The sequence below is a fragment of the Acidobacteriota bacterium genome (genome assembly GCA_018001935.1).
In the GTDB taxonomy this organism is placed as follows: Bacteria; Acidobacteriota; JAAYUB01; order JAAYUB01; family JAAYUB01; genus JAGNHB01.
In genome coordinates this window covers 1-15,873 of sequence record JAGNHB010000035.1, presented here as the reverse complement: position 1 = coordinate 15,873, position 15,873 = coordinate 1, and the positions used below count along the sequence as shown (strand labels likewise).

The following is a 15,873-nucleotide window of genomic DNA, read 5'->3' as shown; positions in this document are numbered from 1 at the left end:
GGGAGGGAACATGAACACGCGACACAATAATGGAGTCTGGATCAGCCTGGCGGTCCTGTCCCTGGCGGCCTGGACCGGCGCGTTGGCCGAGACGGAGGCGTCGGCCGGTCCGGCCACCTGCGTCATGATCCTGGCGGGCTCCGCGGAGGAGACCCCCGGAACCTGGGGAACGGCCTTCTCCGCCACCCGGACCGTCGACCTCACCTTCACGGTGGTTTTCCGGAAAAACCTCCGGGGCGAGCACCTTCTTGAATTGCGCGTCTTCACGCCCCAGGGCGACCTCTACCAGTCGATCTCCGGCCAGGTCGCGGAGGAAGGGAAGAAGGCGGAGAAACGGAAGGTCCCCGGGTATGCCATGCCCCGCTTGCAGTGGGTCCCCACCCCCATTTCCCACGGTGACAGGCGGGGGCTGAAGGTGGACGTCCCCTTCCCGGTGGGGGGGACGCTGATCCAAACCAGCTCCCTCTATGGACAGTGGCGCGTGGAAGCCTACGTGGACGGGGCCCGTATCCCCTGTACGGAGCCCCTCCACTTCTGGATCACCGAGTGACGGAAACGTTCCGCCTGAGTCTCTCGGGGGCCCGGCTGGACCTGAGATTGCCCCCGGCGTCGCTCGACCCTTCCTTCGCACGCTTCAAGCTCCATCCGTCGGACCCCTCGACGAATGGAGCTGTTTTTACAGTGGCCGTTGAGGAAGACCTCTCCCCGCCCCCTGCGGCTTCTGCCCTGACGGGGTGCCCTCTGACCCTTCTCGACGGCAACCCGGGCGTGATCGCATTCGATTCCCCCGTTTTCCGGGGCCGGCTCGACCTTCCCGGCCGGCGGGGGGCCTTCCACCAGACCCCTGGCAGCCGAGCCTACCGCGCGGGCTTGCAGATCCTGCTCTCCCACCTCCTGGAAAGCCGCAGCCGCATTCTGGTCCACGGCGCCGGCCTGGTGGACGGGGAGACGGCCTGGCTCTTCGCGGGGCCCTCCGGAGCGGGCAAAAGCACGGTGGCGGAGCTGGCCGGCCGGCCGCTGCTCAACGACGAGTTGTGCTGCGTGGGGATCGACGGGGAAAGCACACCCACCCTGAGCGGCACTCCCTTCGGACGGTGTGATCTCACGGGGACATTCCCCCTGGCCGGCATCTGCTGGCTGGAGAAGTCCGCCACGGACGAATGCGAAGCGCTGCCCCCCGCCCAGGCCCTTCGGCTCCTGCTCTCCCAGACGGTGGCGGGCGCGGGCGACCCCGACCACCTGTCGCGGCTCTTCCGGCACACGGCCGACCTCGTCCGGAGAAGCCCCGTATACCGGCTCCGCTTCACCCGCAGCCGGCAGTTCATGGACGTGATGGATGCAACCCGAAAAAGCCTTTGATCTTTATCATTACGCCGAGGTCCTCGGAACCGCCGCGCGGGAGCGGGTCCCCCTCGCCGTCCTCGCGGAGCTGACCTGGCGGTGCGTCTGTCGCTGCCGGCACTGCCACGTCTGGCCGCGGGCGGGGGCGGAACCGGAACTCCCCACCGGGGCGTGGCTTCGGATCCTGGACGAACTTTCCGCGGCGGGCACCTTGTTCCTGACCTTCTCCGGCGGCGAGCCCCTCCTCCGGGACGACCTGTTCACCCTCATCGACCGGGCGATCCGGCTCGGGACCTTCGTGACGGTCTTCACCAGCGGTGTCGTGCTGACCCCCGACGATGCGGCCCGGCTCGCGGATTCCGGGGTGGGAACGGTGGAAATCAGCTTCTACAGCAGCCGGCCGGAGGTCTACGAGGCCGTCACCGGCGTCCCCGGCAGCTTCAAGCGGCTGGAGGGCAACCTGAGGTCGCTCCAGGACGCCGGGGTCCCCGTGATGCTCAAGACCCCCGTCACCCGGACCAACTACCGCAGCCTGCCGGAGACCTTCGCGTGGGCCGACGACCACGGCTTCCCTTTCCGGGCCGACTTCACCGTGTTCCCGGACTGCACCGGCAACGCCTGCAACCATGGCGAGGTGCTGTCCGAGACCGAACTGGAGGCGGCGATGCGCCTGGCCGCCCCGTTCCAGCCGCAGACGGCGTTTTACCAGTCCCGGCCGGAGGACCCGGTCTGCTATGCCGGTCACCGCTTCTGCGCCATCGACCCGGCGGGGCGGCTTTACGGGTGCACGCTGATGCCCGCGCCGGCGGGCGACCTGACCCGGGAACGCTTCGCGGACGCCTGGGCCCATTCGCCGGTCCTGGCGGCGCTTCGCGGGATGAGGCACGGCACCCGCCAGGCCTGCCGGAACTGCGAGCTGCTGCCGCACTGCGGCCGCTGCCCCGCCCTCTCCGCCCGCACCGGCGGGGCGCTGGACGGGGTCACCGACGCCGTCTGCCGGGAGGCCCGGGTGCGGGCGCGGCTGGCGGAAGGGGAATCGGCGCAACGTTCAAAGCCGACGCCCAGGCCCTGACGATTTCACGCGCAGCCCGACCCAAAGCCCGCGGGGACGCGTGAACTCCCCCTCCGAACCCTGTTTCCCGTCCCCGCTCGATCTCCCGTCCCGCACCCCTTCAGGGTGCGTTTCATTCCCCTGCCGACGCGACCCGGGGGCGGCGACGCGGGCGCCCGGAACATCCCGGCCTCCGGACGTTCGCCGCCGGCGCCCGCGCCTTGCCCCCGGCTGAAACGCCCCCTCCCCTTCGGGGCGGGGAGAGGCCTCTCGAAGATTTCACTGTCCCCGCGGGGCGAAGGCGGGAGAGGGCGCCATTCGACCGCAAGGTCTGCTCCGCTTCTGAAAGCAGTCGGCACTTGCAAGTCTTTTTCTCTTGCAGAGACACGGAGGCACGGAGAAATGCAAATCGTATTTAATAGAATCAACAGTCTTTATGAATTCTTCTCCGTGCCTCTGTGCCTCTGTGAGATCACAACCAGAACTTCTTGCGAGGGCATCGAATATTGATGCGTTCGAAAAAAAGTCGGGAAACGAAGAGGAAAGTGTATGTATAGCCTTTGTTTAAGCCATCTTCTGGAGGGCGATGGCACTTTTTGCGACCGCGTCATGATTGATTTCCGATTCGCACGCGTTCGCGTGATTCGCGGGTTGCAAGGGCTTTGCGGGGAGGTCAAGGGCTGTGACCGCGGAATCGGCGGGCCGTCGCGGGAAAGCGGCGCTCCGGAAGCCTGCGCGCCTTGCTCTTGGGCTTTGTTCAAAAGCGGCGCTCCGGCGGCCTTCGCACCGCATTCCGCAGGCGGCCAATGGAAAACGGCGCTCCGGAAGCCTGCGCGCCGCACTCCGCACGGGATCGCAGGCCGGCGGGCGAGGGTAGTTCACGGGATCGCGGGCCGGCGGGCGAGGGTACTTCCGCCCGGGGCTTGACGGGGCGTGGGGCCGGAGCTTGACGGGGCGTGGGGGACGCGCCGCCCGGCGGGGGCGGCGCGTCCGGGGTATTCTACTTGGCGAAGATGATCAGGAGGGTGTAGAGGGCCAGGGACTCGATGAGGACGAGGCCGAGGATCAGGAAAAACCGGATGGAATCCGCGGCGCCGGGGTTGCGGGACACGGACTCGCAGGCCGCCACGATGGCCTTGCTCTGGCCCAGGCCGCAGACGGCGGACGCCAGCGCCATGGCGAACGCGGGCAGGACCTTCATCCAGCCGTCGGCGGCCGCGGCCTTCTCCGCCGGCGGGGCGCCCTCGGCCAGGACCGGCAGGGTGAACAGGGCGGCGAGGACGGCCATGGCACCCATCACGATGATTCGTTTCTTCACGATAGCCTCCTTGGGTATGCTTTCATTGGGGATTTTCCTCACGGGGCCCGCCGCTAGCGGGCGTGGGCTTCCTCGCCGTGCCCGTCGTCGTGGGCGACGGTCTGCGAGATGTAGACGATGGACAGGATGACGAACACGAAGGCCTGCAGCAGGCTGGTGAAAATGGCCAGGGCCAGGATGGGGAGCGGGAGCACGAAGGGGAGCAGGCCGGCGAACACCAGGATGATGAGGTCCTCGCCGTAGATGTTGGCGAAGAGACGGACGGACAGCGAGAAAGGCCTCGCCAGGTGGGACAGGATCTCCACGGGGACCATGAGCGGGGCGATGAGGGGGACCGGCCCCATGAACTCCTTGAGGTAGCCCAGCAGGCCGTGCTGCCGGATCCCCACCCAGTTGTAGTAACAGAACACCACGATGGCGCACCCGGCGGTGACGTTGATGTTGCTGGTGGGGGACTCGAAACCGGGCACCAGGCCGACGAGGTTGGCGAAGAAGATGAAGGTGCCGAGGGAGACGTGGAAGGAGAGGTGTTTGCGCCCCTGCGGCCCGATGATGGCGTCGCTGAGCCCCTGGATGCCGCCCACCACGGACTCGACCAGGTGCTGCATCCCCCCCGGGCGGTCCATGCTGAGTTTCCGCCGGAGCCACCAGAAGAAGACCACGAGGAAGACGGTCACGAAGAGGATGTAGGCCACGTGGTTGGGGATCGGGGCGGCCGGGTTCTCGAAGCGGGCGCCGAGGGTCTCGCCGACCCGGACCACCGCCGGTCCCAGCAGCGCATTCAGCACGCGTGTCAGCCACAGTTGTTCCATCGTTCACTCGCCCCTGGTCAGGCCCGTGAGGTAGGCCACGCTCTCGATCATCACGGCCGCCGCCGGCAGCAGCAGGCCCCAGAAGAAGCCTTCCACGTCAAATATCGAAAGCCGGATCATAGCACAGGCGGCGAGCAGAATCAAAAGGTATCGCAAAAAAAAACTCCGCCCCGCCCCCCGGCCCGCGGCTTTCTTCAACGCCCGGTCCACGATCCGGACCTGCCCCTGGTAAAGCACCCACGCCAGCACCCCGCCGAGGGTGATGGAGAGCGCGAGGGCGAACTTCCCCATCGCGAGGAAGACCGTCCCGCCGACCCCGGCGCAGACCAGGGTCCAGATGCCGATCCGCCGGATGACGGATTCCTGTGCCGTTCGCCCCCCCGTGACCATGTCGCCTCCTTCCGGGCCGTGACCCGGGAATGATAACCCCGCCGGGCCCGTTTGTAAAGCCTTGTCCGGTGAACGAAAAACCGGTTGCCATCCCCCGGGTTTCCTGATAGCATGAAGGGCGTAGTTTCAGAGCGCCTCATGTCGACACGGTCGCAACAAGCCCGGATTCGGATCTCACGGAGGCACGGAAGCACGGAGAAGAACCATAAGGAACTTTGATTCTATTAAATACGATTTGCATTTCTCCGTGCCTCCGTGCCTCCGTGAGAGAAAAGGGCTTTTTGCGGGACTGTCAACGTTGATGCCCTCGCATCAAAAAGTCGGAAAACGAGCGGGAAAGTGTCTGTAAGGCCTTTGTTTGAGCCATCACCCGGAGGGTGACGGCACTTTTTGCGACCGCGTCAACCTTGACCCCGTGCCTGTTTTTCCGGAGACGGCGCACCGACATTCGAGGGAGGTGAGAGATGCTGAAGTGGCTGGGCAAAGGAAGCAACCTGGAGAACCTGATGGCCTCGAAGAACTACCGCAAGGCCGTGACGCTGATCCGCGAGCAGCTGCAGGCGAAGGAGAACAAGGACAACCTCTGGCTGATCCAGCAGCTGGCGCTGGTGCTCGAACTCGACGGGCAGAAGGACAAAGCCGTGAAGGTCCTCGAGGACCTCGCCGACCGCTTCGTGAAAGACAACTACCTCGCCAAGGCTGTGGCCGTCATCAAGAACATCCAGCGGCTGGCCCCGGACCGGCCCGGCCTGGAGGAGAAACTGGCCGAGACCATCGGGCTGCAGAGCGCCGAGGCGACCCGGAAGTTCTACCCGGCGGGCGCCCGACCGGCCGTCGCGGTCCCCGGGGCGGCCCCGGCCGCAACCCCTCAACCCTCCGAGGCAGCCCAGGCGCTCAAGACCCTGCCGCTGCGCCCCCCGCCGCCGCCCGATCAACCCCTGCGGCCTTCCGTCGGGGCGCCGGTCGGCCCCGCGCCGGGCTTCCAGGGCGTGAAGGGGTCCCCCCTCTTCAGCGAGTTCGCACCCCACGAACTGGCGGCCTTCATGCGGGGGCTGATCCTGAAGTCCTTCTCGCCGGGGGAGATCATCGTGACCGAGGGGGAGCCCGGCGACAGCCTCTTCGTGCTGGCCGGGGGCCGCGTGCGGGTCTACGTCCGGGACGAGCGCAACCGGAACCAGATGGTCCGCACCCTCGACGAGGGCGCCTTCTTCGGCGAAATCTCCCTGGTCACGGGGCAGCCGCGCTCCGCCACCATCACCGCGGCCTCCTCCTGCGACGTCCTCGAGCTGGACCAGGCCGCCCTGCAAAAGATCGGCGAGCAGCACCCCAAGGTCTCGGAGGTGATCACCGACTTCTGCAACCGGCGCTTCGGCAGCCCCGAGGAAAAACTGGCCCGGGGGGAGATCGACGAGCGGGCGGTGCCCGAGATCGACTTCGAGATCGGTTTCGACGCGGGGGCCGAGGAGGAGTGACGGGGTTGCGAAACGTCGGGAATCGAACGGAAAAGTGGTGGTAAGACCTTGGGTTGAGCCATCGCCCGGAGGGCGGTGGCACTTTTGACGGAAACGTCAGGCTGGATCGCGGGGGCCGTCGCCCCGGGGGGAGGATCGGACATGAGCGAAACGGACGAGACGATCGACACCACGGCGGCGGTGCTCAAAACCCTGGTCCTCACCGACCTGGTGGACAGCACCAAGATCACCGGGCAGCTGGGCGACGAGCAGATCTTCACGGTGTTCGGGCGCCACGACCGCATGGCCCGGGACCTCCTGGCGGCCAACCGCGGCCGGGAGATCGACAAGACCGACGGCTTCCTCCTGCTCTTCGACCGTCCCATCGACGCCCTGGCCTACGCCATGGCCTACCACGCCGGGCTGCGGGAACTCTCCGGCGCCCTCGGCGTCCGGCTGGCGGCCCGGGTGGGCATCCACCTGGGGGAGGTCTTCCTGCGGGAGAACCCCCCGGAGGACGTGGCCCGCGGCGCGAAGCCCCTGGAAGTGGAAGGGCTGGCCAAACCCGTGGCCGCGCGACTGATGTCCCTGGCCACCGCCGGGCAGACCCTCCTGACGCGCACCGCCTTCGACGTCATCCGCCGGGCGGCCGTGGGGAGCCAGGCCCTCCCCGCCCGCCTCAACTGGCTCGCCCACGGCAACTTCGCCCTCAAGGGGGTGGAGGAACCCACCGAGATCTACGAGGTGGGGGAGCCCGACTTCGCCCCCCTGACCCCGCCGCCCGACTCCGAGAAGGCCCACCGCATCGTCGGCGACCAGACCATCCTCGGCTGGCGCCCCTCCCCCGGGCAGGACGTGCCGCACCGCCCCAACTGGGCGCTGGTGGAGAAGCTCGGGGAAGGCGGCTACGGCGAGGTCTGGCTGGCGAAGCACAAGAAAACCCACGACCTCCTCGTCTTCAAGTTCTGCTTCGAGGCGGAGCGGCTCCGGGGCATCAAGCGGGAGGTCACCCTCTTCCGGCTCATCAAGGAGGCCCTGGGCAACCGGGAGGACATCGCCCGGATCCGGGACTGGAACTTCGACGACCCGCCCTACTTCCTCGAGGCCGAGTACACCGAGGGCGGCAGCCTGCTGGAGTGGTTCGAGAAGCAGGGGGGGGGCGGGAAGGTTCCGCTGAAGGAGCGGGTCCTCATCGTGGCCCGGGTGGCCGAGGCCCTGGCGGCGGCCCACTCGGTGGGCGTCCTCCACAAGGACATCAAGCCCGCCAACATCCTGATCACCCTCGACAAGGAAGGGCACGCTCAGCCCAAGCTGACGGACTTCGGCATCGGCCTCCTCACCGACACCAGCCGCCTCGCGGAGTTCGGCATCACCGTGATGGGGGCCACGGAGATGGCCGCCACCAAGAGTGCCACCTCCGGCGGCACCATGCAGTACATGGCCCCCGAGCTGCTGGAGGGGAAGCTCCCCACCACCCAGGCCGACATCTACTCCCTGGGCGTGATCCTCTACCAACTGGCGGTGGGGGACATGCAGCGCACCCTGGCCCCGGGCTGGGAACGCCAGGTGGAGGACCCCCTCCTGCGGGAGGACATCGCCGCCGCGGTGGAGGGGGTGCTGGAGAATCGCCTCTCGAGCGCCGGGGAACTGGCCCGCCGGCTCCGGGCCCTCGACGAGCGCCGGGCGCAGCGGGAGGCCGAGGAGAAGGCGAAAAAGGCCGCCGAGCGCTCCCGCCGCCGCCGCAAGATCGTGATCCCGGTGATGATCGGCCTGGCCGTCCTGGCCGTGGCCATGGCCATCCAGGCGCGGCGGATCGCCCTGGAGGCGGAGCGGGCCAACCGGGAGGCCGAGACCGCGCGGCAGATCTCCGACTTCATGGTGGAGCTGTTCACCCTCACCGAGGCGGACAAGGGCCGGGGCGACACCATCACCGCCCGGGAGATCCTGGACCGCGGCGCCGAGAAGATCCGCCGGGAACTGTCGGGGCAGCCCGTGACCCAGGCCCGGATGATGAGCACCATCGGCCTGGTCTACGTAAAGCTGGGCCTGCTGGGCAAGGCGGAGCCCCTGATCCGCGAGGCGCTGGCCGTCCGGGAGAAGGCCCTGGGCCCGGACCACCCCGACACCGCCGACAGCCTGGACACCCTGGGGGTCCTGCTGACCCGGCAGAAAAAGTACGGGGAGGCGGAGCAGACGCTGCGGAAGGCCCTGGCCGTCCAGGAAGGCCTGAACCCCGAGGGCGCCGCCACGGCGGGCGTTCTGCTTCACCTCGCCGACCTGCTCAAGGCCCAGGGACGCCACGGAGACGCCCAGCCCTACGAAATGCGGGCCGCGGCCATCCTCAAGAAGGGCGAGCCCGGCACCGCCGCCGGCACCTTCTTCCAACCCCGGAAGGAGGTCTTCGCCCTGGCCCGCGAGATCGACGTCAGCCAGAACACGAGCGCCATCCTGGGCCGGGGTCCCTTCCCCAGCTCCGTCATCACCCAGGAACCCGGCATGCTTCACCTGGTGGACATCGAGGGCCGCCAGCCCCCCAAGGACCAACCCCTGGGCGAAGGGGAGGAGGTCGCCGCCATTCTCGGCAACGCCGGCGTCGCCGTTCGCAAGGGGAGCCGCCTCATCGGCAGGCCCGTGTTCCACAAGGAAGCGAAGTGGAAGGAGATGCTGATCCTGGACGGGATCAAGCCGACCGAGAAGGTCTTTTGCGAACCGGGGGCCGATCAGCTCATCCTGGCTGAAAGGAACAGCCTCCGGCTCCTGCGGGCGGAAGGCGACAAGTTCGTTTCCTCCGCCCCGATCAGCATCAGCGGCGACTTGATCAGCGCCAAGGCCGTCCCCGGCTTCTTCGCCGTGGCCGACCAGGCCTCCAACGTCCGCGCCTACCGAGCAGCCGACTTCAAGGAAATCTTGAACGTCCGGATCGAGGACGGGGGCGTCCACGCGCTCGCCATCGACCACATGCACGAAAAACTGGCCGTCGGCGGCTGGTTCGACGCGATCTACGTTTATGACCTGAAGGGCGTCCGTCCGGTCCAGAAGTTCTCGTCGCCCGGCAAGACCAATGCGCTGCACTTCGTCATCGATTACCCGACGCTCCTGGTGGCCCGCAAAGGGGAAGTGCTGGCCTGGCGCGAGGGCCAGGGGATCATCGCCCGCTACGAGACCCAGGGCGCCAGCTACACGCACATCCTCCAGGGCGAGGACGGCATCCTGGTCCTGGACGATTTCGCCAAGAAAGTGCTGTCCTTCTCCTACCGGTCCTTCCCCCTCACGGACACCAAAAAGATCGCCAACACCGAAATCTGGGGGGGCACCTTCTCCACGGACGGCCGCTTTTTCTTCCTGGGGTCCAGCGACGGCCGGATACACCGCTACGACATGCCCCGGGGGATCATCGACAGCAAGGTGGCCCACACCCAGGGGGTGACCTCCCTGGTCTGCGCCGGGAACGAGCTGATTTCCGCGGCCGACGACAAGACCATCGCCCGGTGGTCCATCGACCGTCTCGACCTGCTTTCCCAGAACAAGGCCCACGATTATCTCGTGAACTATCTCTTCTGGGAGGACAAGGCCAAACGCCTGTGGTCCTGCTCCCAGGACCAGCAGGTCAAGAGCTGGAGCCTCCCCGACTTCAAGCAACTGTCGGTCATCAGCCCGAAGCGCGGACCGGTGGCGTCCATCTGGGTCGACAGCGCGAAAGGGTTGGCCCTCGTCGGCATGTGGACCCAGCGCTGGCTCGAGATGCGGCTGCGGGGCGGCGGTTGGGAGATCACGCGGGAACAGCCGGTCAACGCCGTTAACGTCTACGCCATGGCCTACCACCCTGATCTGAACATGGTTTGCCTCGTGGGGACCCAGCGGGGCGACCTCTGGCTCTACGACGTGGAGACCGGCAACGCGGGCCGCCTCGCGACCGCGGACGAGTACGCCTCCAGCTGCACCATCCTGGGGAAGGACACCTTCTTGGTGTTCGGGAAGAACACGGTCGTCTCCTACCGGATGGAGCGCCGTAAGGAGGGGATTCACTACACGGTGGGCTACAACCTGAACACGGACATCGGGATCGCCTTTGTCTGCGCCGCGTCGAGAGACGGCAACCAGGCCGTCTCCGGGAGCGCCGACGGCCGGATCGCGGTGTTCAGCCCTTCCGAACTGGTCAAGCAGCCCACCTACCAGGCCATGCTCACCGTGGTGCCCCCGACGGGGCCGCCCAGCGAGACGAAAGGGAAACCAAAGCGATAAGGAGATCGGCATGAACAGAAAAGTGATCTTGACCAAGGATGCCATCCTGTGGGAGAGCGGGGAGACGGCCCGCAACATCGCCGTGCTGGAGAAGGGGCGGCTGGGCGTCCGGGCGGGGACGGAACTCGTCGGGATCGTCCTCCCGAAGATGATCTTCGGGGAGACGGCCCTCCTGGGGCTCAAGGGCGACCCCCCCCTGCGGACCGCCACCGTCTTCGCCATGGAGGACGACACCGTCGTCACCGAGTACCCGCCGGCCCTGGTCCAAAAGATGTTCGAAGTGGAGGACAAGAAGGTGGCGGTCATGGTGCTCAAGACGCTGGTGGGGCAGGTGGGCAAGCACTGCCTCATGGTCTACAACGCCAACCGCGACTACAAGATGATCCGGGAGGCCATGATCGGCTGCCTCCGCGGCCTCATCGCCCCCTCCCGGGACCTGGAGCAGATCGGGTGCTGGGACAGCTTCATGCGCACCTTCGTGTTCCTCAGCGGGCTCCGGGACTACCTCAGCACCCTGACCCGGCAGTACGTGACCGCCACCACGGAGCGAGCCGAGATGGTCCAGCGCTCGTCGGAGATGGTGCGCGAGATGATGACGGACGAGGACGTGGACCTGGCCGGGGTCATGACCGACTTCATCCAGGAAGAGAAAGCGCGGGACGAGTGGTTCGAACACTGAGCCTCGCCGGGCTTCCATGACTTTTTCGTCTTTTCGCTTGTAACGGCGAAACCCTTCGTCTATAATTTGCTCCTTGTTTTTGGGCGTGGTGATTCCGGCTCCCCCGGTTCCGCTGACCACAACGGCCCGCTCGAGTACGCTTTCCCCAGCCCCAAATGAAACATTCTGGAGGAACCATGAAGAGATTGATCGTGATCGGTTTCGTCCTGTGCCTCGCGCTGTCCCTGCCCGTCGTGGCGGCCGACAAGAAGAAGGATGAGAAGAAGGACGGCAAGCAGGCCGCCGTCGCCGCCCAGCCCCAGGGTGACCCGAAGGTCGAAACCCTGCGGAAGATCCAGGAAGGCTACCTGCAGCTCCAGCAGAACCAGGGCAGCGCCCAGGACCTCGTCCTGCTGGTGGAGGACTACCTGGTGAAGTACCCCGACACCCCCGAGGTGACCAACGTTCACGTGGTGGGCGTCTTCGCCTACCAGAAGCTGGACAACTTCGAGAAGTTCGAGCACCACTCCCTCAAGGCCATCGAGAAGCTGCCCGCGGGCGACCACCAGGCCCCCATGTTCGCCGTGACGCTGGCCGGCCGCTACTTCGAGAAGGGCGAGTTCGCCAAGTCCGAGGAGCTTTACAACAAGGCCATGTCCCTGATCCCCGGCCTGACGAAACCCGCCGAGTTTCCCCAGGAGCGCTGGGACGCCTTCATCGGCCAGATGAAGTGGCAGATCTTCGCCGGCCTGGGCGACGACCACTACAAGCTGGCCCTCAAGTTCGACCGCGAGAAGCAGAAAGCCGAGCGGATGGCCATGCTGGAGAAGTGCATCGCCGACATGAACGACGCCATCAAGCTCAACCCCAAGGACGACTATTCCTACATGATCCTGGGCAGCGCCATGGCCCTTCACGAGCAGTACGAGGAGAGCCTGAAGGTGTTCGCCAAGGCCGTGGTGATGGGCGGCCAGATGGCCGAGTCCGCCAAGGGGAAGATGGAGAACATCATCGGGGCCCTGAAAAACGCCGACAAGCTGGGCGACATCACGATGGAAAAGCTGCTCGAGGACGCCAAGAAGGAACTCGGGATCAGCTGACCGCCCCTTTCGTCGGAACACGCACGCAAACGGGTCACGGCATTGCCGCCGGGGCCCGTTTTTTTACCAGACCATGTGGGACCTTGTCGAATACCGCGCCCGAATCGCCGAGCTGTACGCGATCCTCGGCCACCGCTTCCTCGAGCCGGCCCTCCTGTGCCGGGCCCTCACCCATCGCTCCTTCGCCAACGAGAACCTCCACCTCGGGCTCGAGCACAACGAAGCGCTGGAGTTCATCGGGGACTCGGTCCTCGGCTTCGTCGTCAGCACCCGGCTCTTCGAGCGGTTCCCGGGGCGGACCGAAGGGGAGTACTCCCGGATGCGCTCCTACCTGGTCAGCGGGGAACACCTCGGGGAACTGGCGCAGACCCTGCACCTGGGCCACTTCGTGCTGCTGGGGCGGGGCGAGGTCAAGACCGGCGGGGCGCTGAAGAAGAACATCCTCAGCGACACCCTGGAAGCCGTGATCGCCGCCGTCTACCTGGACGGGGGGATCCGGCCGGCCCGAGCGTTCGTGCACCGGTTGTTCCGAAAGGCCTTCCAGGCGCTCGAAAAGGGCGGCTGCCCGTCGGAGGACTACAAGTCCCGGCTCCAGATCTCCCTGGCGGAGGACCACCGGCCGGCGCCCCGGTACGTGCTCGTCGGCGAGGACGGCCCGCCCCACGACCGGTGTTTCCGGGTCGAGGTCTGGATCGGGGAGCGACGGGCGGGGACGGGAACGGGCCGTTCGAAGAAGGAAGCCCAGCAGAAGGCGGCCAAACAGGCGATCGAGGCCAAAGAAGCCCCTTCCCGGTCTGATTGACGCCCCCGCCGCCCTCGACGGGAGTCGGCGGGGGGTGCGGGTCCCGAGAACGTCACGGAAGGGATGCGGGGTCCAGCCCCGCGGCGGGATCGAAGCTCAGCTCTTCGTCTTCTTCTTTTCCTGCTTCTCCTTCCGCTTGTCCTTCAGGGACTTCGAAGCGGGTTTCTTGGTCTCTTTCTTGGGTGATTTTTCGCCCATGGCATTCCTCCACAGCGAGTTTGATGCGATTATAGGGGCCGGGCCCCGCCTTGTCAAGATGTGAAGGTCTCGCAAATCCACGGGATTCGAACGGGAAAGCAGCTGTAAAGCCTTTGTTTGATCCATCGCCCGGAGGGCGCGATGGCACTTTTGGGCCTGCCGGGCTGTGACCGGCCTCACGGGCCGTGAATGATTCCGTTGCTTTGCCCCCCGGGATGGGATAGAATGCACGTACTGAATCTCAGAACCGCGGGGCCTGTCGGAAAGACGCCGACCCCACCCCGCCAACCCCGTCCGGACAGGAGAACACGTTGAACGAGAGAAGACAATACGTACGGGTTCCCACGCGCGAAATGGTCCTGTTCCGCGAGATGTCCATCCCCAAGGACCTTTTCGCGGAGGACCGGGCCACGACCCGGAACATCTCCCCCGGGGGCATCCAGTTCGAGAGCCCCCGCAACATCCCCGAGGGCACGGTCCTGAAGCTGCAGATCGAGCTGAAGAACTGGGCGCGGTTTCTCAAGGGGCCGGAGAAGGCGCGTTTCGCGAATCTGCCCCTGAAGATCCTGGGGGAGGTCGTCCACTGCGAGAAGGCCGACGGCGAGGAGGTCTACAGCGTCGGCGTGAAGTTCCTGGGCCTGGACCCCTGGTTCCAGGAAGCCATTCTCACCTACCTGAAGGAGATGTTTCCAGAAGAATGATCAGAGGGATCGTATTTGACCTGGATGACACCCTGTACCCCTACGACGAGTACCTCGAAAGCGGGTTCCTGGTCACGGCGAAGTATCTGGGCGCCAAGTACGGGGTCGATCCCCGCCAGGCCCTGGAGTACATGAAGGCCCTCCATTCCCGCCGGAAGGTCAAGGAAGTCTTCTCCAACACGGTCAAGCGCTTCAAGCTCGACTCCGCGGTGGCCATCGAGCTGGTGTCCGTGTTCCGCAAGCACAAGCCGGTCCTGGCGCTCTTCTCCGGGTACCGCCCGCTCCTGGACGCCCTGGCGCGCTCGTACATCCTGGGGCTCCTGGTGGACGGGGAGCCCGACGTCCAGGAGCGGAAGATCACCGCCCTCCGGATCGACCGGTACTTCAAGAGCCTCCTCTACGCCGGCAAGTACGAGGATTCGAAGGCGAAGCCGCACCCCTTCCTCTACCAGCTCATGGCCCGGGTGATGGGCCTTCACCCGAAGGAGACGGTCTTCGTCGCCGACAACCCCTTCCTCGATTTCATCGGGGCCCGCAAGGCCGGTTTCCTGACGGTACGGACCCTGACGGGCGAGTACGCCGACAAGGAGAGCACCACGGACTTCGACGCCGACCACCGGATCCAGGACCTCCACGCCCTGCCCGAGGTCCTCCGCCTCTATGAGTGAGCCCCGGATCCTGCCCCTGTCCGACGTCCGGCCGAACGCCCTGCACGACCTCCTCACGGTGGAGGCCGACGAGTGGGACCGGGTCCTGGAGTGGGATTTCGGCCCCTTCCGGGAAGCCCTGACCTGGCTCCTCACCACGGGCCGGGCCCGGGGGGGGTGCCTCTGCCGGGACGGCCGCTGTGCCGGCTACCTTCTCCACCTCTCCCACGGGGGGAGGGTCCTGCTCGTGGGGTATGTCGTTCCCGACCTCCGGGAGTCCTCCTGGGCCCAGCGGCTGCTGGGGCACCTGTTCTCGGACCCCGCGTTCATCCCCTTCCCCCCGCTGGTGGAAGGCCAGTTCCTCTTCCCGCCCTCGGCGTGGAAGGGGCAGGAGGAGGCCCTGGCCACCCGCGGCTTCGTCCTGACGCCCCGGGAGTTCCTTCGCCACCCGCGCCCCTGGGAGATCCCGGCCTCCCCGGTGCCGGAAGGGGTGGACCTCCGCCCGGTGGACCCCGGAAGCCTCGACCCCCTGGCGGCCGTCATGGTGCGGAGCTACCGGGACCACCCGGACCAGGCGACCTCCTGCCTCTACCGGACGGAGTCCGGCTGCCGGACACTGCTGGACCAGGTCCTCCTCCGCAACGGGTGCGGCCCCTGGGACGCCGCCTGCTCCTGGACGGCCCACGTCCGCGGGAAGCTCGCTGGCGCCGTGGTGGTGACCGAGATCTCGGACCGGTCCTGCTTCATCCCCCAGGTCTTCGTGGAGCCGCCGAACCAGGGGGGCGGGATCGGGAGGGCCCTCCTGGGCCGGGCCCTGGCGTCGGTGGAGGCCCACCACGGCCGGAGGCACGCGGCCCTCACCGTGACGACCGCCAACGGCCCCGCCCGCCGCTGGTACGAGCGCCTGGGCTTCGAAACCGTCCGGAACCTCCTGGCCTTCTCCCGGTGCGGCTGACGCCCCGACCCGCGGCGACGCCCCGGCACCCGGGCGACGGGGGGCCACTCCCCGGGGAAAGGCGGCACGGGGCGGCCCCGCCCAGCACTTTCGCAAGGGAAAAAGTTGGCATGATCTAACCCCGCCCTGATCGGGCTATCAGCTCGCGGAACGCCCGGGGTCACCTCACAAATCATTCTTGCAATATCAAGTTCCCTCTTGACTAGC

General features: G+C 66.8%; 14 protein-coding genes. 11 read left to right on the top strand and 3 right to left on the bottom strand.

All coding sequences use genetic code 11. From position 1 onward, the window contains the following. Positions 1-10 precede the first annotated feature (10 nt). From KA419_13375 to KA419_13365, 3 genes are read left to right on the top strand one after another with little or no spacing between them, the layout of a single operon-like run. Positions 11-550, top strand: coding sequence for a hypothetical protein (locus tag KA419_13375; GenBank protein ID MBP7866928.1), 540 nt, complete (start codon positions 11-13; stop codon positions 548-550). Beyond that, positions 547-1,359, top strand: coding sequence for a hypothetical protein (locus tag KA419_13370; GenBank protein ID MBP7866927.1), 813 nt, complete (start codon positions 547-549; stop codon positions 1,357-1,359). Before KA419_13375 ends, KA419_13370 begins: the two co-directional genes overlap by 4 nt. Continuing rightward, on the top strand, positions 1,337-2,413 hold the full coding sequence (locus KA419_13365) for a radical SAM protein (protein MBP7866926.1): 1,077 nt from the start codon (positions 1,337-1,339) through the stop codon (positions 2,411-2,413). The genes KA419_13370 and KA419_13365 overlap by 23 nt, the downstream gene beginning before the upstream one ends. Positions 2,414-3,392: 979 nt before the next feature. Here KA419_13365 and KA419_13360 read toward each other — a convergent pair. The 3 genes from KA419_13360 to KA419_13350 all read right to left on the bottom strand — a co-directional run bounded on the left by KA419_13360 (position 3,393) and on the right by KA419_13350 (position 4,912). After that, positions 3,393-3,689 (bottom strand): ATP synthase F0 subunit C, encoded by a 297-nt coding sequence (locus KA419_13360; GenBank protein ID MBP7866925.1) that lies wholly within the window; start codon positions 3,687-3,689, stop codon positions 3,393-3,395. A 74-nt stretch (positions 3,690-3,763) separates the two neighbouring features. Further along, entirely contained in the window at positions 3,764-4,522 is a 759-nt protein-coding gene (gene atpB, locus KA419_13355) for a F0F1 ATP synthase subunit A (GenBank protein MBP7866924.1), read from the bottom strand. Between the two features lie 3 nt (positions 4,523-4,525). Continuing rightward, a complete protein-coding gene (locus tag KA419_13350) occupies positions 4,526-4,912 on the bottom strand; it encodes a hypothetical protein (GenBank protein ID MBP7866923.1) in 387 nt (128 codons plus the stop codon). A 464-nt stretch (positions 4,913-5,376) separates the two neighbouring features. On the opposite strand from KA419_13350, the gene KA419_13345 reads away from it, so the two are divergent. From KA419_13345 to KA419_13310, 8 genes are all read left to right on the top strand, one after another. Further along, entirely contained in the window at positions 5,377-6,384 is a 1,008-nt protein-coding gene (locus tag KA419_13345) for a cyclic nucleotide-binding domain-containing protein (protein ID MBP7866922.1), read from the top strand. Positions 6,385-6,525: 141 nt separating this feature from the next. Beyond that, the gene (locus KA419_13340) at positions 6,526-10,605 is read left to right on the top strand and encodes a tetratricopeptide repeat protein (GenBank protein MBP7866921.1); all 4,080 of its coding nucleotides are present in this window, start codon (positions 6,526-6,528) and stop codon (positions 10,603-10,605) included. Positions 10,606-10,615: 10 nt separating this feature from the next. Beyond that, complete coding sequence (locus KA419_13335; protein ID MBP7866920.1) at positions 10,616-11,284, top strand: Crp/Fnr family transcriptional regulator; 669 nt, start codon at positions 10,616-10,618, stop codon at positions 11,282-11,284. 176 nt (positions 11,285-11,460) lie between these two features. Then, positions 11,461-12,363 (top strand): hypothetical protein, encoded by a 903-nt coding sequence (locus KA419_13330; protein MBP7866919.1) that lies wholly within the window; start codon positions 11,461-11,463, stop codon positions 12,361-12,363. A gap of 73 nt (positions 12,364-12,436) precedes the next feature. After that, positions 12,437-13,165, top strand: coding sequence for a ribonuclease III (gene rnc / locus KA419_13325; GenBank protein MBP7866918.1), 729 nt, complete (start codon positions 12,437-12,439; stop codon positions 13,163-13,165). Between the two features lie 509 nt (positions 13,166-13,674). Beyond that, the gene (locus KA419_13320; protein MBP7866917.1) at positions 13,675-14,064 is read left to right on the top strand and encodes a PilZ domain-containing protein; all 390 of its coding nucleotides are present in this window, start codon (positions 13,675-13,677) and stop codon (positions 14,062-14,064) included. Beyond that, on the top strand, positions 14,061-14,732 hold the full coding sequence (locus tag KA419_13315) for an HAD family hydrolase (protein MBP7866916.1): 672 nt from the start codon (positions 14,061-14,063) through the stop codon (positions 14,730-14,732). The genes KA419_13320 and KA419_13315 overlap by 4 nt, the downstream gene beginning before the upstream one ends. Continuing rightward, positions 14,725-15,666, top strand: coding sequence for a GNAT family N-acetyltransferase (locus tag KA419_13310; protein ID MBP7866915.1), 942 nt, complete (start codon positions 14,725-14,727; stop codon positions 15,664-15,666). Before KA419_13315 ends, KA419_13310 begins: the two co-directional genes overlap by 8 nt. Positions 15,667-15,873 lie beyond the last annotated feature (207 nt).

Coding starts and splice junctions, on each gene's coding strand:
- KA419_13375 (MBP7866928.1), top strand. CDS start 11: ATGAACACGCGACACAATAATGGAGTCTGGATCAGCCTGGCGGTCCTG.
- KA419_13365 (MBP7866926.1), top strand. CDS start 1,337: ATGCAACCCGAAAAAGCCTTTGATCTTTATCATTACGCCGAGGTCCTC.
- KA419_13360 (MBP7866925.1), bottom strand. CDS start 3,689: ATGGGTGCCATGGCCGTCCTCGCCGCCCTGTTCACCCTGCCGGTCCTG.
- atpB (MBP7866924.1), bottom strand. CDS start 4,522: ATGGAACAACTGTGGCTGACACGCGTGCTGAATGCGCTGCTGGGACCG.
- KA419_13350 (MBP7866923.1), bottom strand. CDS start 4,912: ATGGTCACGGGGGGGCGAACGGCACAGGAATCCGTCATCCGGCGGATC.
- KA419_13345 (MBP7866922.1), top strand. CDS start 5,377: ATGCTGAAGTGGCTGGGCAAAGGAAGCAACCTGGAGAACCTGATGGCC.
- KA419_13340 (MBP7866921.1), top strand. CDS start 6,526: ATGAGCGAAACGGACGAGACGATCGACACCACGGCGGCGGTGCTCAAA.
- KA419_13335 (MBP7866920.1), top strand. CDS start 10,616: ATGAACAGAAAAGTGATCTTGACCAAGGATGCCATCCTGTGGGAGAGC.
- KA419_13330 (MBP7866919.1), top strand. CDS start 11,461: ATGAAGAGATTGATCGTGATCGGTTTCGTCCTGTGCCTCGCGCTGTCC.
- rnc (MBP7866918.1), top strand. CDS start 12,437: ATGTGGGACCTTGTCGAATACCGCGCCCGAATCGCCGAGCTGTACGCG.
- KA419_13315 (MBP7866916.1), top strand. CDS start 14,061: ATGATCAGAGGGATCGTATTTGACCTGGATGACACCCTGTACCCCTAC.
- KA419_13310 (MBP7866915.1), top strand. CDS start 14,725: ATGAGTGAGCCCCGGATCCTGCCCCTGTCCGACGTCCGGCCGAACGCC.